This window comes from Amycolatopsis sp. CA-128772 (assembly GCF_002904295.1).
Lineage (GTDB): Bacteria > Actinomycetota > Actinomycetes > Mycobacteriales > Pseudonocardiaceae > Amycolatopsis.
In genome coordinates this window covers 216,235-231,582 of sequence record NZ_PPHG01000052.1, presented here as the reverse complement: position 1 = coordinate 231,582, position 15,348 = coordinate 216,235, and the positions used below count along the sequence as shown (strand labels likewise).

The following is a 15,348-nucleotide window of genomic DNA, read 5'->3' as shown; positions in this document are numbered from 1 at the left end:
GCCGGGCGGGTGCCGTGGGGGTGGTGCAGTGTTCGGGTGGTTGATCGGGGGGTTGCCGGGCGGATGGTTTTCACCGCCGGCCCGGACGCCGGATTGTTCAACGGCCGTCACGCCGCGTCAAGGCGGGAAAGCGTGCCTTGACCCGGCGTGACGGCCGCTGATGCGGCTGCGTATCGGGCCGGCGGGGGAGTGTGGCCGGAGGGTGGGGCTGGTGGCGGGTTGGGCTGCGGGGTGCGGCTGGGTTCGGGGCTGGGGTGCGGGCTTCGGCGCCTTCGGCACTCGGGCTGCGGCAGGTTCGCGCGCGGCGGGCTTGCGCTGCGGGTTCGCCACATTCGGCGCTCGGGCTGCGGCAGGTTCGCGCGGCGGGTTCGCCGCCTCCGGCGCTCACGCTGCGGCGGCCTTGCACCTCGAGTCGCCGCCGGCTGCACCGCCGCGCAACCCTCCTTTTGGTCTGGACAATTTACATATTGGTCTAGACAATAGGAACCTCCCCTGACTGGAGGACCCGATGAGGCGTTTCCGACTGTCTGCCATCCTCGCCGCGTTCGTGCTGGCGCTCTCCGGCCTTGCCGTTGCTCCCGCCGGTGCCGCCAACCTTCTGGCCAACCCCGGCTTCGAAGCCGGGTCGCTGTCCGGCTGGACCTGTGCCAATGCCGCCGTTGCCGCCACCCCTGTGCACGGTGGTGGCTATGCCCTCGCCGGTACGCCCGTCGGTGCTGACTACGCTCAGTGTTCGCAGAGCGTTTCCGTTCAGCCCGGCTCCACCTACTCCGTCTCCGCCTGGGTGCGGGGCAATCCCGTCTACCTCGGGGTCACCGGCGGGCCCTTGACCTGGTCCGGCGATTCCGGCGCCTACAACCAGTTGCACCTCACCTTCACCGCCGGCGCTACCCAGACCTCCGCCCAGCTCTACCTCCACGGCTGGTACGGGGCCGGTACCTACTACGCCGACGACGTCGTCTTCGACGGGGCCGGTGGCGGCACCCCCGGGACGCCCACCGCTCCCGGCACCCCGCAGATCACCGCGGCCACGACCAGCTCCATCGCCCTGAGCTGGGGCCCCGGCGCCGGCGCCGGGACCGTCACCGGGTACCGCGTCTACGAAGGCAGCACCGTCGTCGCCACGACCACCGGGACCACGGCCACCATCGGCGGCCTCACCGCCTGCACCACCCACAGCTACGCCGTCGCCGCCTACAACTCCGCCGGTGAGTCGCCGAAGAGCGGGACCGTCACCGGGAGCACCAGTGGCTGCGTCGATACCGGCCTGCCCAAGCACGCCCTCATCGGGTACCTGCACGCCAGTTTCGCCAACGGCTCCGGCTACGTCCGGATGGCCGACGTGCCCGCCGCCTGGGACATCATCGATCTCGCCTTCGGGGAACCCACCTCCGTCACCTCCGGGGACATCCGCTTCACCCGGTGCCCCGTCACCGAATGCCCGAACGTCGAGAGTGACGCCGACTTCATCGCCGCCATCAAGGCGAAGCAGGCGCAGGGCAAGAAGGTGCTCATCTCCATCGGCGGGCAGAACGGCCAGGTCCAGCTGACCACCACCGCCGCGCGGGACAAGTTCGTCAGCTCCGTCTCCGCCATCATCGACAAGTACGGCCTCAACGGGCTCGACGTCGACTTCGAGGGGCACTCGCTGTCGCTCAACGCCGGTGACACCGACTTCCGGAACCCGACCACGCCCGTCATCGTCAACCTGATCTCCGCGCTCAAGTCGCTCAAGGCCAAGTACGGCTCCGGGTTCGTGCTCACCATGGCGCCGGAGACGTTCTTCGTGCAGGTCGGCTACCAGTTCTACGGCGGGACCAGCGCCGGGGACGCGCGGACCGGGGCCTACCTGCCCGTCATCCACGCCCTGCGGGACTCGCTCACCGTGCTGCACGTCCAGGACTACAACTCCGGGCCCGTCATGGGGCTCGACAACCAGTACCACAACATGGGCGGCGCCGAGTTCCACATCGCGATGACCGACATGCTCAAGGCCGGCTTCAGCGTGGCCAACACCGGCCAGTTCTTCCCCGGCCTGCGCCCGGACCAGATCGCCGTCGGCCTGCCCGCCGCGGTCAGCGCCGGCAACGGCTACACCTCGCCGTCCGAGGTGCAGACGGCGGTGAACTGCCTGGTCAAGGGCACGGGCTGTGGCTCGTACACGCTGCGCGGGGGCACCTCGCCGAGCCTGCGCGGGCTGATGACCTGGTCGATCAACTGGGACAAGTACTATAACTGGGAGTTCCAGAACAGCCACGAACCGTTCCTGAACGCGCTGCCGTGACGTCGGCGGTGTGCCCCGCCGCCGGGGTGGGGCACACTGCTGACGTGGTGAAACCGGCGCTGGGCGAGTCCGTGCTCTCGCGGGTCGTCCGCATCTTCGAGACGTTCGGGCCGGACACGCCGGCGCTGCGCGTCACCGACATCGCGCGGCGGGCGGACCTGCACGTCGCGACGGCATCGCGGCTGGTCGAGGAGCTGGTCGGGCACGGCTGGCTGCGGCGCGACCCCGACCGGCGGATCCGGGTGGGGGTCCGGCTCTGGGAACTCGCGTCGCGCGCGTCGCCGACGCTCGGGCTGCGCGAGGCCGCGCTGCCGTTCATGGAAGACCTGCACGCCGTCGTCGGGCACCACACCCAGCTCGCGGTGCTGGAGGACCGCGAGGTGCTGTTCGTCGAGCGGCTGTCGGCGCCCGGAGCGGTCGTCAACGTGACGCGGGTGGCCGGGCGGCTGCCGCTGCACGCGTCGTCGTCCGGGCTCGTGCTGCTCGCGCACGCCGCCGCCGACCTGCAGGAACGGGTGCTGGCGGGCCCGCTCGAGCCGTTCCGCCGCACGACGCTGACCGAGCCGGCGCGGCTGCGGCGGTTCCTCGCCGACGTCCGGCGCACCGGGTACGCGCTCTGCGCGGGGTTCATCGACGAGGAGACCACGGGCATCGCCGTGCCGCTGCGGGGGCCGGGCGGCGACGTCGTCGCGGCGCTGTCGGTGATCGTGCCGAACGACCGGAACGCGCGGATGCAGATCCCCGCGTTGCGGGCCGCGGCGCGCGGGATTTCGCGGGCAATGGGGAATTCCTCTCACTGAATGAGAACATTGTGGTGACGGGCGGGGGTGGCCGTCCATGCTCGGGCTCTGTCGCGGAAAGGACGTTCTCCAGTGCGCACCCAGGTCGTCATCGTCGGCGCCGGCCCGGCCGGGCTGCTGCTGTCCCACCTGCTCGGGCTCGAGGGCATCGACTCGGTGCTGCTCGAGCGGCAGACCGCGGAGTACGTCCAGGCGCGCATCCGCGCCGGCATCCTCGAGGCGGGCACGGTCGGGCTGCTGCGGGACGTCGGCGTCGGCGCCCGGCTCGACGCCGAGGGCATGGAGCACCGCGGGATCCACCTGCAGTGGCCGGGGCACCGGCACCACGTCGACTTCGCCGGCCTGATCGGCCGGTCGGTGACCGTCTACGGCCAGACCGAGGTCACCAAGGACCTGATGGCGGCGCGGGAAAAGGCGGGCCGCCCGGCGTACTACTCGGCCGCCGACGTCACCCTGCACGACGTCACCGGGAAGCCGTCGGTGACCTTTGTGGACGCCGACGGGGTCGCCCGGAAGGTCGACGCGGACGTCGTCGTCGGCTGCGACGGGTTCCACGGGCCGAGCCGGGCGTCGATCCCGGCGCCGCAGGTGTGGGAGCGGACGTACCCGTTCGCGTGGCTGGGGGTGCTGGCCGACGTCGCGCCGTCGACCGACGAGCTGATCTACGCCTGGCACCCGGACGGGTTCGCGATGCACAGCATGCGCTCGCCGCGGGTCAGCCGGTTCTACCTGCAGGTGGCGCCGGACGAGGACATCGCACGCTGGAGCGACGACCGGATCTGGACGGCGTTGTCCGAGCGGCTCGGCGTTCCCGGGTGGACGCTGGAAACGGGGCCGATCACCGAGAAGAGCGTGCTGCCGATGCGGAGTTTCGTGTCGACGCCGATGCGGCACGGGAACCTGTACCTGGCCGGGGACGCCGCGCACATCGTGCCGCCGACCGGGGCGAAGGGGCTGAACCTGGCGGTCGCGGACGTCGCCCTGCTGGCGACGGCGTTGACGGAGTCCTTCCGCGGCAACGACGAACTCGCCGACGCGTACTCGGAGACGGCGTTGCGGCGGGTCTGGCGCTGCACGCACTTCTCGTGGTGGATGACGTCGATGCTGCACCGCCACGGCGACGACTTCGACGCCCAGCTCCAGCTCGCCCAGCTCCGCCGCACGGTCACGTCCCTCCCGGCGAAGACCGAGCTGGCCGAGAACTACGCCGGCCTTCCCCTGTGACCGTGTGACGGAAGGGGCATCACGCGTGATCCGGCGGGCATCAGCCGCCGGGTGACCCATCGGCTGGGGCGTCCTCCGCGACGGCATCCGGCGGCTGCGCGTCCCGCACCCCGGCACCCTCACCGCGATCCGGCTTCGGCAGCCGGACGGTGAACGTCGAGCCGGCGTCCACTTCGGACTCGACGGTGACCGTGCCGCCGTGCGCCGCGACCAGGTGGCGCACGATGGCGAGGCCGAGCCCGCTGCCGCCGGTCTGGCGGTTGCGGGACTTCTCGGCCCGCCAGAACCGGTCGAACACGTGCGGCAGGTCCTCGGCGGCGATGCCGGTTCCGGTGTCCGCCACGGCGAGCGTCACCGCGTCCACAGTGGACGAGGTGTGGATGGTCACCCGCCCGCCCACCGGTGTGTGCCGGATCGCGTTCGTGACCAGGTTGCCCACGACCTGCCGGAGCCGGACGGGGTCGGCCGTCAGCGCGGTCTCGCCGTCGGCCGCGACGGTGAGCGTGACGCCGGCCGCGGCGGCCCGGTCGGCGTGCGCCGCGGCGACGTGGTGGGCCAGCTCGGCCGCGTCGAGCGGTTCGGGGTGCAGCCGCAGCTGCCCGGCGTCGGCGGCGGCGAGGTCCTGCAGGTCGTCGACGATGTGCTGCAGCAGCACGGTTTCCTCGAGCAGGGACGCGGTCAGGGCCCGGTCGAACGGCAGGTGCCCGTCTTCGGCGGCCTCCAGCCGGCCGCGGATGACGTTGAGCGGGTTGCGCAGCTCGTGGGCGATGTCGCTGACCATCGCCTTGCGCTGCTCCTCGATGCGTTCGCGGCGCGCGGTGAGGTCGTTGAACGCGGCGGCGAGGTAGCCGACCTCGTCGCGGGACTTCACCGGCGCCGGCCGGTCCTGCTTCGCCGCCTCGGTCAGCGCGCGCAGCGGCCGGGAGAGCCGGGTCGCGACCAGCGAGGTCAGCGCGACGGCGAGAACCAGCACCCCGCCGGTCACCGCGAGGATCCGGGTCAGGTTCTCCCGGGACAGCGTGAACGTCGGCAGCTGCGAGCCGCCCGGGCCGAGCGTGAAGAGCAACGCGGGCGGCGCGACGTACGGCGTGAGCTGCTCGCGGCGGCCCGCGTCCAGGCAGCCCTGGGTGGGCCGCTGGTCGGCAACGCCGAAAACCGCCAGGTCGAGGCCGATTTTCACGGTCTCGGCGCCCTGGCTCTGCAGGCAGCGGTTGACGGCGTCGTTCAGGCTGATGAGCGCGGCCGCCTCGGTCGGGGTCGCTTCGGCCAGCTCGTAGAGCCTGCACTTGCTCGCGAAGTAGCGGGCGGACAGCGGGTCCAGCCCGGCCAGCTGCGGCCGCCCGCTCGGCGAGTCGCGCACCTGGCTGGGCAGGCCGACCGAGGCGAGGCACGCGGCCGTCCTCGTGGCCAGGGCGGTGAGTTGTCCGCGTTCGGCCGGCGGCAGCTTGAACGGGCCGGCCGCGCGCGGGTCGATGCCGCTCGTCCCGGCCTCGGGCAGCAGCACCGGGTCGACGTGCAGCGGGTCGACCGACGCGGTCGCCTTGACCGGCAGGGTGACCGGCGCGCCGCCGGAGTCGCCGAGGACGCGGCGGTCGAGCGTGGTCAGCACGATCCGGCGGCCGGTCTGCTCCGACAGCGTCCGCAGCCGGGGGCCGACCTGGCCCCACGTGTGGTTCACCGCGGCGAAGCCGAGCAGCTCGGTGTAGATGGTGGCGTCGCCGGAGAGCGCCTGGCCCTGCTCCTGCTGGATCGCGCGGGTGGTGGTCTGCACGGCGAGCCACGCGGTCGCCGCGATGGAGGCGAGCGCGATGAGCAGGGAGACGGCGGTGAGCCGGACGACGAGGCTGCGCCGCCGCGGGAAGCTAGGCGTCATCTTCCGCCGTCAGCTTGTAGCCGACGCCGAAGACGGTCCGCAGGTAGACGGGCTTCTGCGGGTCCGGTTCGAGCTTCTTGCGCAGGTTGAGCACGTGGACGTCGATGATCCGGGTGCTGACGAACCGGTCGTCGCCGCGGGTCAGCTCCAGCAGCTGCCGTCGGGTGAACACCCGGCCGGGCTGCCGGATGAGGGTCTCCAGCAGCTGGAACTCACCCGGCGTCGTCTCCACCGGCCGGCCGTCGACGGACACCTCGTGCCGCACCGGGTCCAGCCGCAGCCCGCCCGCGCGCAGGGCGGTGTCGGGCGGTTCGCGCCGGCCGGCGGTCCGCCGGAGCAGCGTCCGGACCCGCGCCATGAGCTCGCGCGGGCTGTAGGGCTTGGTCAGGTAGTCGTCGGCGCCGAGGTCGAGCCCGAGCAGCAGGTCGTCCTCGGTGGCCCGGGCGGTGAGCATCAGCACCGCGACATCGGACTCGCCCCGCAGGATGCGGCAGACGTCAAGCCCGTCGACCTTCGGCATCATCACATCGAGGACCAGCAGATCGGGCCGCTCCCGGCGGGCCGCGTCGAGCGCCGCCCGCCCATCGGGGGCCAGCACGACGGTGTGGCCCTCGCTTTCGAGGTAGAGCCGGAGGACTTCAGCCTGCTTCTCGTCGTCCTCGGCGACCAGTACACGTGCGCACACGGCGTCGAGGGTAGGCGTCCTGACGAGGTGATCACCCGATCCTGACCGGATCTTCATACCTTGGAGGCCGGCACGGCTTCGCCGGGCAGGCGCCCGAGGACGAAAGGAACCGGGCCGGGAGCAGTTCGCTCCCGGCCCGGTCGCCGTCAGGTCAAACTCGAACAGGGTCTTGCATCAGGATCCTGAGCCCCCTTCGGCACCCATCGCACGTTCGCGAACGATGCCTGGAACGCGCCGTCGGTGTACACCAGGAACGGGGTGTTGATGTGCTCGAAGTCCAGCCCGTTGTTGAAGCAGGACACCGGGATCTTCACCGTCGTCTTCGCGCCGCCCGCGAGGTCCGTGAACAGCTTCGTCGCGTTCACCTCGGAGAAGCACGGGTAGACGCAGTGCATGCTGATCACCGTCCGGTTGGCCGGTGCCTGCTGGACGATCGTGTCGAACTCCAGCGCCGCGTCCGCGTTGAGGTAGCCGCGCAGGTCGTTCGTGCCCGCCGTGTTCTGCATGTACAGCTGGGCCGCGCCGGTGCCCGTCCAGGTGGCCTTCAGGCCGTCGCCCTGGACGTTGACGTCCGTCGGGACGACGTTGAGCTCGCTGTGCGACGCCGTGCCGTCGGGGCCGATCACCGTGCCGCCCCAGTTCTCCGCCGAGCCGATCTGGCTGGTGTACGGCGGGACGTCGGTGCGGTCGAAGATCGACAGGTCCTCGGTCGCGGTTCCGCCGCCGCCGGTCGAGCCGCAGGCCGCCGGGCCCGGCGTCTCGTCCAGCTGGCCGATCGTGGTGCGCTGGCCGGTCTTCAGGCCGTAACCGAGCTTGAACAGCGGGTCGTAGCCCTCGGTCCACGGGTTGAGCGGCGACTGGCACGCGCTCTTCGGCCACGAGTACGACAGCGTGCCCTGGTAGCCGTTCCCGTCCTTGCCCTTGACCAGCATGTCCGCCACGCCGCCGCCCTCGGTGCCGGGCAGCCAAGCCGCCACGAACGCGTCGGAGCGGTTGATCTCCTTGTTCACGTACAGCGGCCGGCCGCTGACGTACACGGTGACGACCGGGGTGCCCTTGCCGCTGACCTTGTCCAGCACGGCCAGGTCCTCGGGGTAGAGCCGCGACGCCTCGAGGGTCTTGCGGGTCAGGTCGCCCACACCCTCGGCGTACGGCGTCTCGCCGATGACCGCGATGACCGCGTCGAAGCCCTTCGGGTCGACGGTGCCGGTGGCGTCGAACGTGACGTTCGCGTCGCCCAGGTCCTGCTTGAGGCCGGTCAGGATCGAAGTGGCGTTCGGGAAGTCGGCGTTGGTGTTGCCGGTGCCCTGCCAGCTGAGCGTCCAGCCGCCGGTCTGGTTCTGGATGTTGTCGGCGCTCTTGCCGACGACCAGGACCTTCGACGCCGGCTTGAGCGGCAGCACGTTGCCGTTGTTCTTCAGCAGCGTCTGCGACTCGCGGACCGCGTCGCGGGCCAGCCAGTTGTCCTTCAGCGCCTCGTCGGAGTTGGCGTAGGAGCGATCGGACGGCTTCTGCGACTCGAACAGGCCGTCACGCAGCTTGACGCGCAGGATGCGGGTGACGGCGTCGTCGATGCGGGACATCGGGATCTGGCCGCCCTGCACCTGGGCGACGGTGTTGGTGATGAACGCCTTCCAGTCGTTCGGCACCATCACGATGTCGATACCGGCGTTGATCGCCTGCGGGCACGAGGAGTTCGTGCACCCGGTGACCTGGCCGATGCCGTTCCAGTCGGACACGACCAGGCCGTCGAAGCCCATCTTGCCCTTGAGGATCTGGTTCAGCGCCTTGTCGCTGCCGTGCAGCTTGCCCTCGTTGATGCCGAGGTCGGCGTTGGTCCAGCTGTTGAACGACACCATCACGGTCTGCGAGCCGGCGGCGAGCGCGCCGTAGTAGCCCTGGCCGTGGATGTTGATCATGTCGGCCTCGGAGGACGGGTTGACGCCCTGGTCCTGGCCCTTGAGGGTGCCGCCGTCGCCGATGAAGTGCTTGGCAGTGGCGATCACGCCGTTGTAGCCGATGCGCTTGGTGGCGCCGTCCTGCAGGCCGTTGATGGCTTCGAAGCCGTACGCGCGGGTGATGCGCGGGTCCTCGGAGAAGCCTTCGTAGGTGCGGCCCCAGCGGTCGTCCTGGACGACGGCGAGGGTGGGCGAGAAGGCCCAGTCCTGGCCGGTGGCGCGGATCTGCCGGGCGGTGGCGCCGGCGACGTCGCGGACCAGGCAGGGGTCGTGCGCGGCGCCGAGGCCGATGTTGTGCGGGAAGACGGTGGCGCCGTAGACGTTGTTGTTGCCGTGCACGGCGTCGATGCCCCAGATGACGGGGATCTTCGTGCGGCTGGTCTTGGAGGCGTTCCAGTAGGAGTCGGCGAGGTTCAGCCAGTCCTGCTGGGTGGCGTGCTTGTTGCCGCCGGGCCACGAGCCGCCGCCGTTGAGGACCGAGCCGATGGCGTACTGGCGGACCTCGTCGGGGGTGATGGCGGCGATCTCGGGCTGCGTCATCTGCCCGACTTTTTCCTCGAGCGTCATGCCCTTGAGGATTTCGGCGATCCGCTGCTCGTCGCCGGCCTTCCCCTTGAGCCGGCTGTCGACCTTCGGCCAGTCCGCGAGGGTCGGCAGGCTCTTCTCGATCTTGGCGCAGCCGTCCTTGTCTTTGGCGGGCTGCCCGATGACGGGCTGAGCCGGCGCGTCGGCCTGGGCCGGCGTCGCTTGGGCCGCGGCGCCCAGCAGGCTCAGGCTCATCAGCGTGACGAGCGAACTTCGGCGCGCACGTGTCCACGCGCGGGATCTTCTGGCCATGGTCTGGTCCATTCTGCGATGAACGGCGGACCGGCCGATCCTCACCGGGCGACGGGGACGGCGTCAATAGGTTTCGAGGTAGTTATTTCTCGGCATAAAATAAGAGTCGTCCGGCGAGCGGGTGACGTGTTGTCCTGTCTAGCTCTTGCTGCGGGGGCGGGCAAGGTCCTTGCGGGCAGGGGTGTTGCCTCTTCGACCGGGACTGTCCCGGTCACCGAACCGCGGCGCCACAGGTGAATTCGACGAATTCAGCCGAGCACCGAGCCCGGCAGCTCCTCGAAGATCAACCACGTCCGCGTCGACCGCACCCCCTCCAGCGCCTGCAGCCGCTCCAGCACCACGTCCCGCAGCGTCGAGTTGTCCGGCGTGCGGACCAGCAGCAGGATGTCGAAGTCGCCGCCCACCAGCGCCACGTGGTCCACGTACGGGATCTCGTGCAGGTCCGTCGCCATCGTGCGCCAGGACGTCTGCTCCACCGTCACCATGATGTACGCCGACGTGCCCAGGCCCGCGCGGCGCGGGTCGATCCGGGCGCCGAAGCCCGTGATCACCCCCTCCGCCATCAGCCGCTCCAACCGGGCGTACGCGTTCGTCCGTGAGATGTGCAGGCGCTCCGCCAACGCGCGCACCGCCAGGCGGCCGTCCGCCGACAGCTCCGCCAGCATCGCCCGGTCCGTCTCGTCCAGGGCCGGGACCGTTCGTCCCGCCCACCCCCCGTGGGGCAGGGTCTCGGTGGACGTTTGGTCCCCTGAAGCCGCCTCAGGAGGCCGTTTGTCGCTCATTTCCGCCAACCCTTGAACAGAACACCGCCGAGAACCACCATTTCAGCATCATATGTCTGCGAGAGGTGGTGCGCGTCATGGTTGTGGAGACCCTGCTGCCGTCCGCAACCCCGGTGCGGTTCGTCGCCGAAGACGGGAGCCGGGCCGGCGAGCACGGCGCGTACGGCGAACCCGGCGGGGAACGGCTCAAAGAGGCCTACCGGCTGATGGTCCTGGGCCGCCGGTTCGACGTGCAGGCGACCGCGCTCACCAAGCAGGGCCGCCTCGCCGTCTACCCCTCCAGCGCCGGGCAGGAAGCCTGCCAGGTCGCCGCGGCGCTCGCCCTCGGCAGCAAGGACTGGCTCTTCCCGACCTACCGCGACTCCGTCGCCCTCGTCGCCCGGGGCCTGAAGCCCGGCGAAGTCCTGACGCTCCTTCGCGGCGACGCGCACTGCGGCTACAACCCGGCCGAGACGCGCGTAGCGCCGCAGTGCACTCCGCTCGCGACGCAGACGCTGCACGCCGCCGGGCTCGCGCACGCGATGCAGCGTCGCGGCGAAGACGCCGTCGCGCTCGCGCTGATCGGCGACGGCGCCACCAGCGAAGGCGACTTCCACGAAGCGCTCAACTTCGCGGCCGTCTTCAAGGCGCCCGTCGTGTTCTTCGTGCAGAACAACCGCTTCGCCATCTCGGTGCCCTTCGAGAAGCAGAGCGCCGCCGCCGCGCTCGCGTACAAGGGCATCGGCTACGGCATGCGCTCGGAGCAGGTCGACGGCAACGACGCCGTCGCCGTCCTCTCCGTCCTCGACGACGCTGTGAAGCACGCCCGCGAAGGCAACGGGCCGGTCCTCGTCGAGGCCCACACCTACCGCATCGACGCCCACACCAACGCCGACGACGCCACCCGCTACCGCGACGCCGGCGAAGTCGCGAAGTGGCGCGAAGCCGACCCGCTCAAGCGGCTCGAAACCTTCCTCAAGACGGAGAACCTCCTGCAGGACACCGAAATCGAAGCGTTCGCGGCCGACGCCGAGGTGTTCGCCCGGTCCGTCCGCGACACCCTCAACGCCGAGCCCGAGCTCGACCCGCTGTCGCTGTTCGACCACGTCTACGCCGAACCGACCCGCCAGCTGCAAGCCCAGCGCGCCACCCTCGAAGCCGAACTGGAGGCCTGATGACGACCACCATGGCGCAGGCCCTCAACGCGGCCCTGCGCGACGCCCTCAAGGAAGACGACCGTGTCCTCGTGTTCGGCGAGGACGTCGGCACGCTCGGCGGCGTCTTCCGCGTCACCGACGGCATCACCGCCGACTTCGGCGAGGAGCGCTGCTTCGACACGCCGCTGGCCGAATCCGGCATCGTCGGGTTCGCCGTCGGAATGGCGATGGGCGGGTTCCGGCCGGTCGTCGAGATGCAGTTCGACGCCTTCGCCTACCCCGCGTTCGAGCAGATCACCTCGCACGTCGCCAAGCTGCGCAACCGCACCCGGGGCGCGCTGGAGGTGCCCATGGTCATCCGGATCCCCTACGCCGGCGGCATCGGCGGCGTCGAGCACCACTGCGACTCCAGCGAGGCGTACTACACGCACACGCCGGGCTTGCGCGTCGTCACGCCGGGCACCGCGCAGGACGCCTACGACCTGCTGCGCGACGCCATCGAGTCGCCCGACCCGGTCATCTTCCTCGAACCGAAGTGCCGCTACTGGTCGAGCGAAGAGGTCACCTTCACACGCAGCGGCCCGGCCATGGACCAGGCCGTCGTCCGCCGCCACGGCAAGGACGTCACGCTCATCGCGTACGGCCCGATGGTCGCCACCGCACTGGAAACCGCCGAGGCCGCGACGGCCGAGGGCTGGGACGTCGAGGTCGTCGACCTGCGCTCGCTGGCGCCGTTCGACGACGAGACCGTGACGGCGTCCGTGCGCCGCACCGGGCGCGCGGTCGTCGTGCACGAGGCCGCCGGCTTCGGCGGGTACGGCGCCGAGGTCGTCGCACGCGTCACCGAGCAGTGCTTTCACCAGCTGCACGCGCCCGTCCTGCGGGTCACCGGGCTCGACATCCCGTACCCGGCGCCGAAGCTCGAGCGCCACCAGCTGCCGGACGTCGACCGGATCCTCGACACGATCGCGCGCCTGCAGTGGGCCGACACGCCGGTGGTGGCCGGTGCCTGACTTCCTGCTGCCGGACCTCGGCGAGGGCCTGACCGAGGCGGCGATCGTGGACTGGCGGGTCAAGGTCGGCGACACCGTCGACGTCGACCAGGTCGTCGTCGAAGTGGAGACGGCGAAGGCGGCGGTCGAGGTGCCGGTGCCGTTCGCCGGCGTGGTGTCCGCGCTGCACGGCGAGCCGGGGCAGCTGCTGCCGGTCGGGGCGCCGCTGCTGAGCGTCGGCGGGTTCGCCGAGCCGGGCGTCACGACGTCGGCCGGCAGCGGCAACGTCCTGATCGGCTACGGCACCGCGCCCGCCACCCGCCGCAAGCGCGCGCGGCGGCCGGTGAGCGCCACCGCGCCCACCCGGCCGACGCACGCACCCGCCGTGATCTCGCCGTTCGTCCGGAAACTGGCGTCCGACAACGGGATCGACCTGGCGAAGGTCGACGGCAGCGGCCCGGGCGGGATCATCCGCCGCGCCGACGTCGAGGCGCTGCTGAAGAAGCCGGCCGGGGGTGGCCGGCGGATCCCGCTGACCGGGGTGCGCAAGGCCGTCGCCGACAAGCTGACGGCGTCCCGGCGCGAGATCCCCGAGGCCACCGTGTGGGTCGACGTCGACGCGACCGGGCTGGTCGCCGCGCGGGCCGCGCTGAACGCCAAGACGGACCGGCCGGTGAGCCTGCTCGGGCTGATCGCGCGGTTCGCCGTCGCGGGCCTGCGCAAGTACCCGGAGCTGAACTCGCGCGTCGAAGGCGACGAGATCGTGCTGCTGGACCGGATTCACCTCGGGTTCGCCGCGCAGACCGACCGTGGCCTGGTGGTGCCGGTCGTGCGGGACGCCGGATCGCTGTCGACGCGGGACCTGTCGGCGGCGATCGGCGACCGCGCCCGCACGGCCCGGGAGGGCAAGCTCGCGCCGGCGGACCTCACCGGCGGCACCTTCACGGTGAACAACTACGGCGTCTTCGGCGTCGACGGCTCGGCCGCGATCATCAACCACCCCGAGGCGGCGATCCTCGGCATCGGCCGGATCATCGACCGGCCGTGGGTGGTCGACGGGGCGCTGGTGGCGCGGAAGATCTGCGAACTGACGCTGGCCTTCGACCACCGCGTCTGCGACGGGGGCACGGCCGGCGGGTTCCTGCGGTTCGTCGCCGACTGCGTGGAGTCGCCGGTGACGGCCCTCGGCGACCTGTGACGACTCACCGGCCGCGTTGGCCGGTGGCGACGTCGGCGGCACTTAAAGTGGCCGGGTGACGACTCCGGCCCAGCACGACCGTGACCTGGCGGAGGGGCGCGTCGCCCGGCTCAAGCAGGACCTGCGGGACGGGCTCACGCCCCCGCCGGGCGACGTCGCGGCGATGGACGAGCTCGTGGCGACGGCCCACCGGCTGCTCGACGCCGAGCTGGCGTTCGACGAGGCCCGCCGCCGGCTCGCGGACGCCGAGCTCGAGTCCCGGCACGCGGCGACGCAGCGCGCGGTGGTCTGGTTCGCGGCGGCGCCCGTGCTGGTGCCGCTAGTCGCCGGGGCGCTGGTGCTGTTCGGCGTGCTGTCGCCGGGTTGGCTGGCCGTGCTCGTCCCGTTGTTCGGCGCCGGCCTGTGGATCGGCTTCGCCCCGGTCCGCCGGGCCCCAGCGGTGATCCGCGAGCGGACGCGGGCGGCGTGGGCGGGCAGCGTCACGGCGCTGGTGCTGGTCCTCGCGCTGGTTCCGTGGTCCGGGACGGTGGTCTGCACGGTCCTGACGGCGCTGGGCGCCGCGGGCACGATCGCGCTGCTGTGGCGGGAAAGCCGGATCCCGTGAGCCACGGCTACGCGACCTACGGCGACGACCCGGAGTTCTCCCAGGAGTACCTCGAGCCGCCGGACCCGACCCGGCGCGACCTCGACGAGCTGTTCGCGGCGGTGGACGGGCTGCGCGAGGCCGGCGACCGCCTGGGCCAGGACGTCGCCGACCTGACCGAGCGCCTTGAGAGCAGCGCCCCGGACGGGGAGGACGACCGGATCGACCGGCTCGCCCGGCAGCTGGAGCGGCTGCAGCAGCAGGTCGGCGTCCTGGAGCGCGCGGTCCGCGTGTCCGACGGCGTCCCCCAGGTGAACCTCGACGACGTCGCCCCGGAAACGCGCGCGCTCGCGGCGGAGGCGGCCCGCTGGGACGACCTGCACAAGGAGCTGGTGACGAAGGAGCAGCGCGCGCGGTACGCGGAGGAGATCGCGCACCTGGACTCGGTGCGGTCGGCGCTGTCCCGGTGCGACACCGACCTGCTGGAGGTGGTGTGCGTCCTGGCGTCGACGGACCGCGGGGCGCGGGCCCGGGGGGACGCGGAGTCGTCGTTGCGGGCGTTGTCGACCCGCCGCCGGACGCTGCTGGACGAGGAGATCCCGGCGGCGGCCGCGGCGGCGGACCAGGCACGCCTGGCGTTGCGCGAGGCGGACGCGGTCGAGACGCGGGTGGTACCCCAGCTGGAGCGAGCCGAGCGAGCGTGGCACGACCTGCAGGTCCGGCTGCGGACGCGCATCACGGACGCACTGGGGTCGAACGCGCTCCTGCCGACGTGGTTCGGCACCGCGCTGGGCGTGGCACCCCCCTCGGGGACCTCGGGCGACGTGTGGATCCGGACGGCGGCGTCGGTGCTGGCGTACCGGGTGACGTTCGGGGTGACGGATCTGGCGTTGCCACTGGGAACGCCGGCGGGGGAGGACACGGATACGACGGAGCGGCGGTGGACCTGGCGAGCACGGCTGGAGTCCGACCTCGACGCCCTCTCGCCCTAGCTGG

At 71.6% G+C, this 15,348-nt stretch carries 12 protein-coding genes; 8 read left to right on the top strand and 4 right to left on the bottom strand.

All coding sequences use genetic code 11. From position 1 onward, the window contains the following. Nucleotides 1-508 precede the first annotated feature (508 nt). The 3 genes from C2L59_RS19390 (at nt 509) to C2L59_RS19380 (ending at nt 4,308) form a co-directional block, all read left to right on the top strand. Complete coding sequence (locus tag C2L59_RS19390) at nt 509-2,284, top strand: chitinase (RefSeq protein ID WP_103350897.1); 1,776 nt, start codon at nt 509-511, stop codon at nt 2,282-2,284. 47 nt (nt 2,285-2,331) lie between these two features. Next, nucleotides 2,332-3,084, top strand: coding sequence for an IclR family transcriptional regulator (locus C2L59_RS19385; protein WP_103350916.1), 753 nt, complete (start codon nt 2,332-2,334; stop codon nt 3,082-3,084). A gap of 72 nt (nt 3,085-3,156) precedes the next feature. Next, on the top strand, nt 3,157-4,308 hold the full coding sequence (locus C2L59_RS19380; protein ID WP_103350896.1) for a 4-hydroxybenzoate 3-monooxygenase: 1,152 nt from the start codon (nt 3,157-3,159) through the stop codon (nt 4,306-4,308). A 40-nt stretch (nt 4,309-4,348) separates the two neighbouring features. Here the strand turns inward: C2L59_RS19380 and C2L59_RS19375 are convergent, their stop codons facing one another. The 4 genes from C2L59_RS19375 to C2L59_RS19360 form a co-directional block, all read right to left on the bottom strand. Next, a complete protein-coding gene (locus C2L59_RS19375; protein WP_103350895.1) occupies nt 4,349-6,181 on the bottom strand; it encodes a cell wall metabolism sensor histidine kinase WalK in 1,833 nt (610 codons plus the stop codon). Next, nucleotides 6,171-6,866, bottom strand: coding sequence for a response regulator transcription factor (locus tag C2L59_RS19370; protein WP_103350894.1), 696 nt, complete (start codon nt 6,864-6,866; stop codon nt 6,171-6,173). The genes C2L59_RS19375 and C2L59_RS19370 overlap by 11 nt, the downstream gene beginning before the upstream one ends. A 146-nt stretch (nt 6,867-7,012) precedes the next feature. Then, on the bottom strand, nt 7,013-9,604 hold the full coding sequence (locus tag C2L59_RS19365) for an exo 1,3/1,4-beta-D-glucan glucohydrolase (RefSeq protein ID WP_103350893.1): 2,592 nt from the start codon (nt 9,602-9,604) through the stop codon (nt 7,013-7,015). A 305-nt stretch (nt 9,605-9,909) separates the two neighbouring features. Beyond that, nucleotides 9,910-10,326 (bottom strand): Lrp/AsnC family transcriptional regulator, encoded by a 417-nt coding sequence (locus tag C2L59_RS19360; protein WP_233223578.1) that lies wholly within the window; start codon nt 10,324-10,326, stop codon nt 9,910-9,912. A gap of 194 nt (nt 10,327-10,520) precedes the next feature. On the opposite strand from C2L59_RS19360, the gene pdhA reads away from it, so the two are divergent. From pdhA to C2L59_RS19335, 5 genes are read left to right on the top strand one after another with little or no spacing between them, the layout of a single operon-like run. Continuing rightward, complete coding sequence (pdhA, locus tag C2L59_RS19355) at nt 10,521-11,597, top strand: pyruvate dehydrogenase (acetyl-transferring) E1 component subunit alpha (protein ID WP_199199147.1); 1,077 nt, start codon at nt 10,521-10,523, stop codon at nt 11,595-11,597. Further along, entirely contained in the window at nt 11,597-12,592 is a 996-nt protein-coding gene (locus tag C2L59_RS19350; RefSeq protein ID WP_103350891.1) for an alpha-ketoacid dehydrogenase subunit beta, read from the top strand. The genes pdhA and C2L59_RS19350 overlap by 1 nt, the downstream gene beginning before the upstream one ends. Then, nucleotides 12,585-13,769, top strand: a complete 1,185-nt coding sequence (locus tag C2L59_RS19345) for a dihydrolipoamide acetyltransferase family protein (protein WP_103350890.1) — start codon at nt 12,585-12,587, stop codon at nt 13,767-13,769. The genes C2L59_RS19350 and C2L59_RS19345 overlap by 8 nt, the downstream gene beginning before the upstream one ends. Nucleotides 13,770-13,824: 55 nt before the next feature. Then, entirely contained in the window at nt 13,825-14,373 is a 549-nt protein-coding gene (locus C2L59_RS19340; RefSeq protein ID WP_103350889.1) for a hypothetical protein, read from the top strand. Further along, a complete protein-coding gene (locus C2L59_RS19335) occupies nt 14,370-15,344 on the top strand; it encodes a hypothetical protein (RefSeq protein WP_103350888.1) in 975 nt (324 codons plus the stop codon). Before C2L59_RS19340 ends, C2L59_RS19335 begins: the two co-directional genes overlap by 4 nt. The last annotated feature ends 4 nt before the right edge of the window (nt 15,345-15,348 follow it).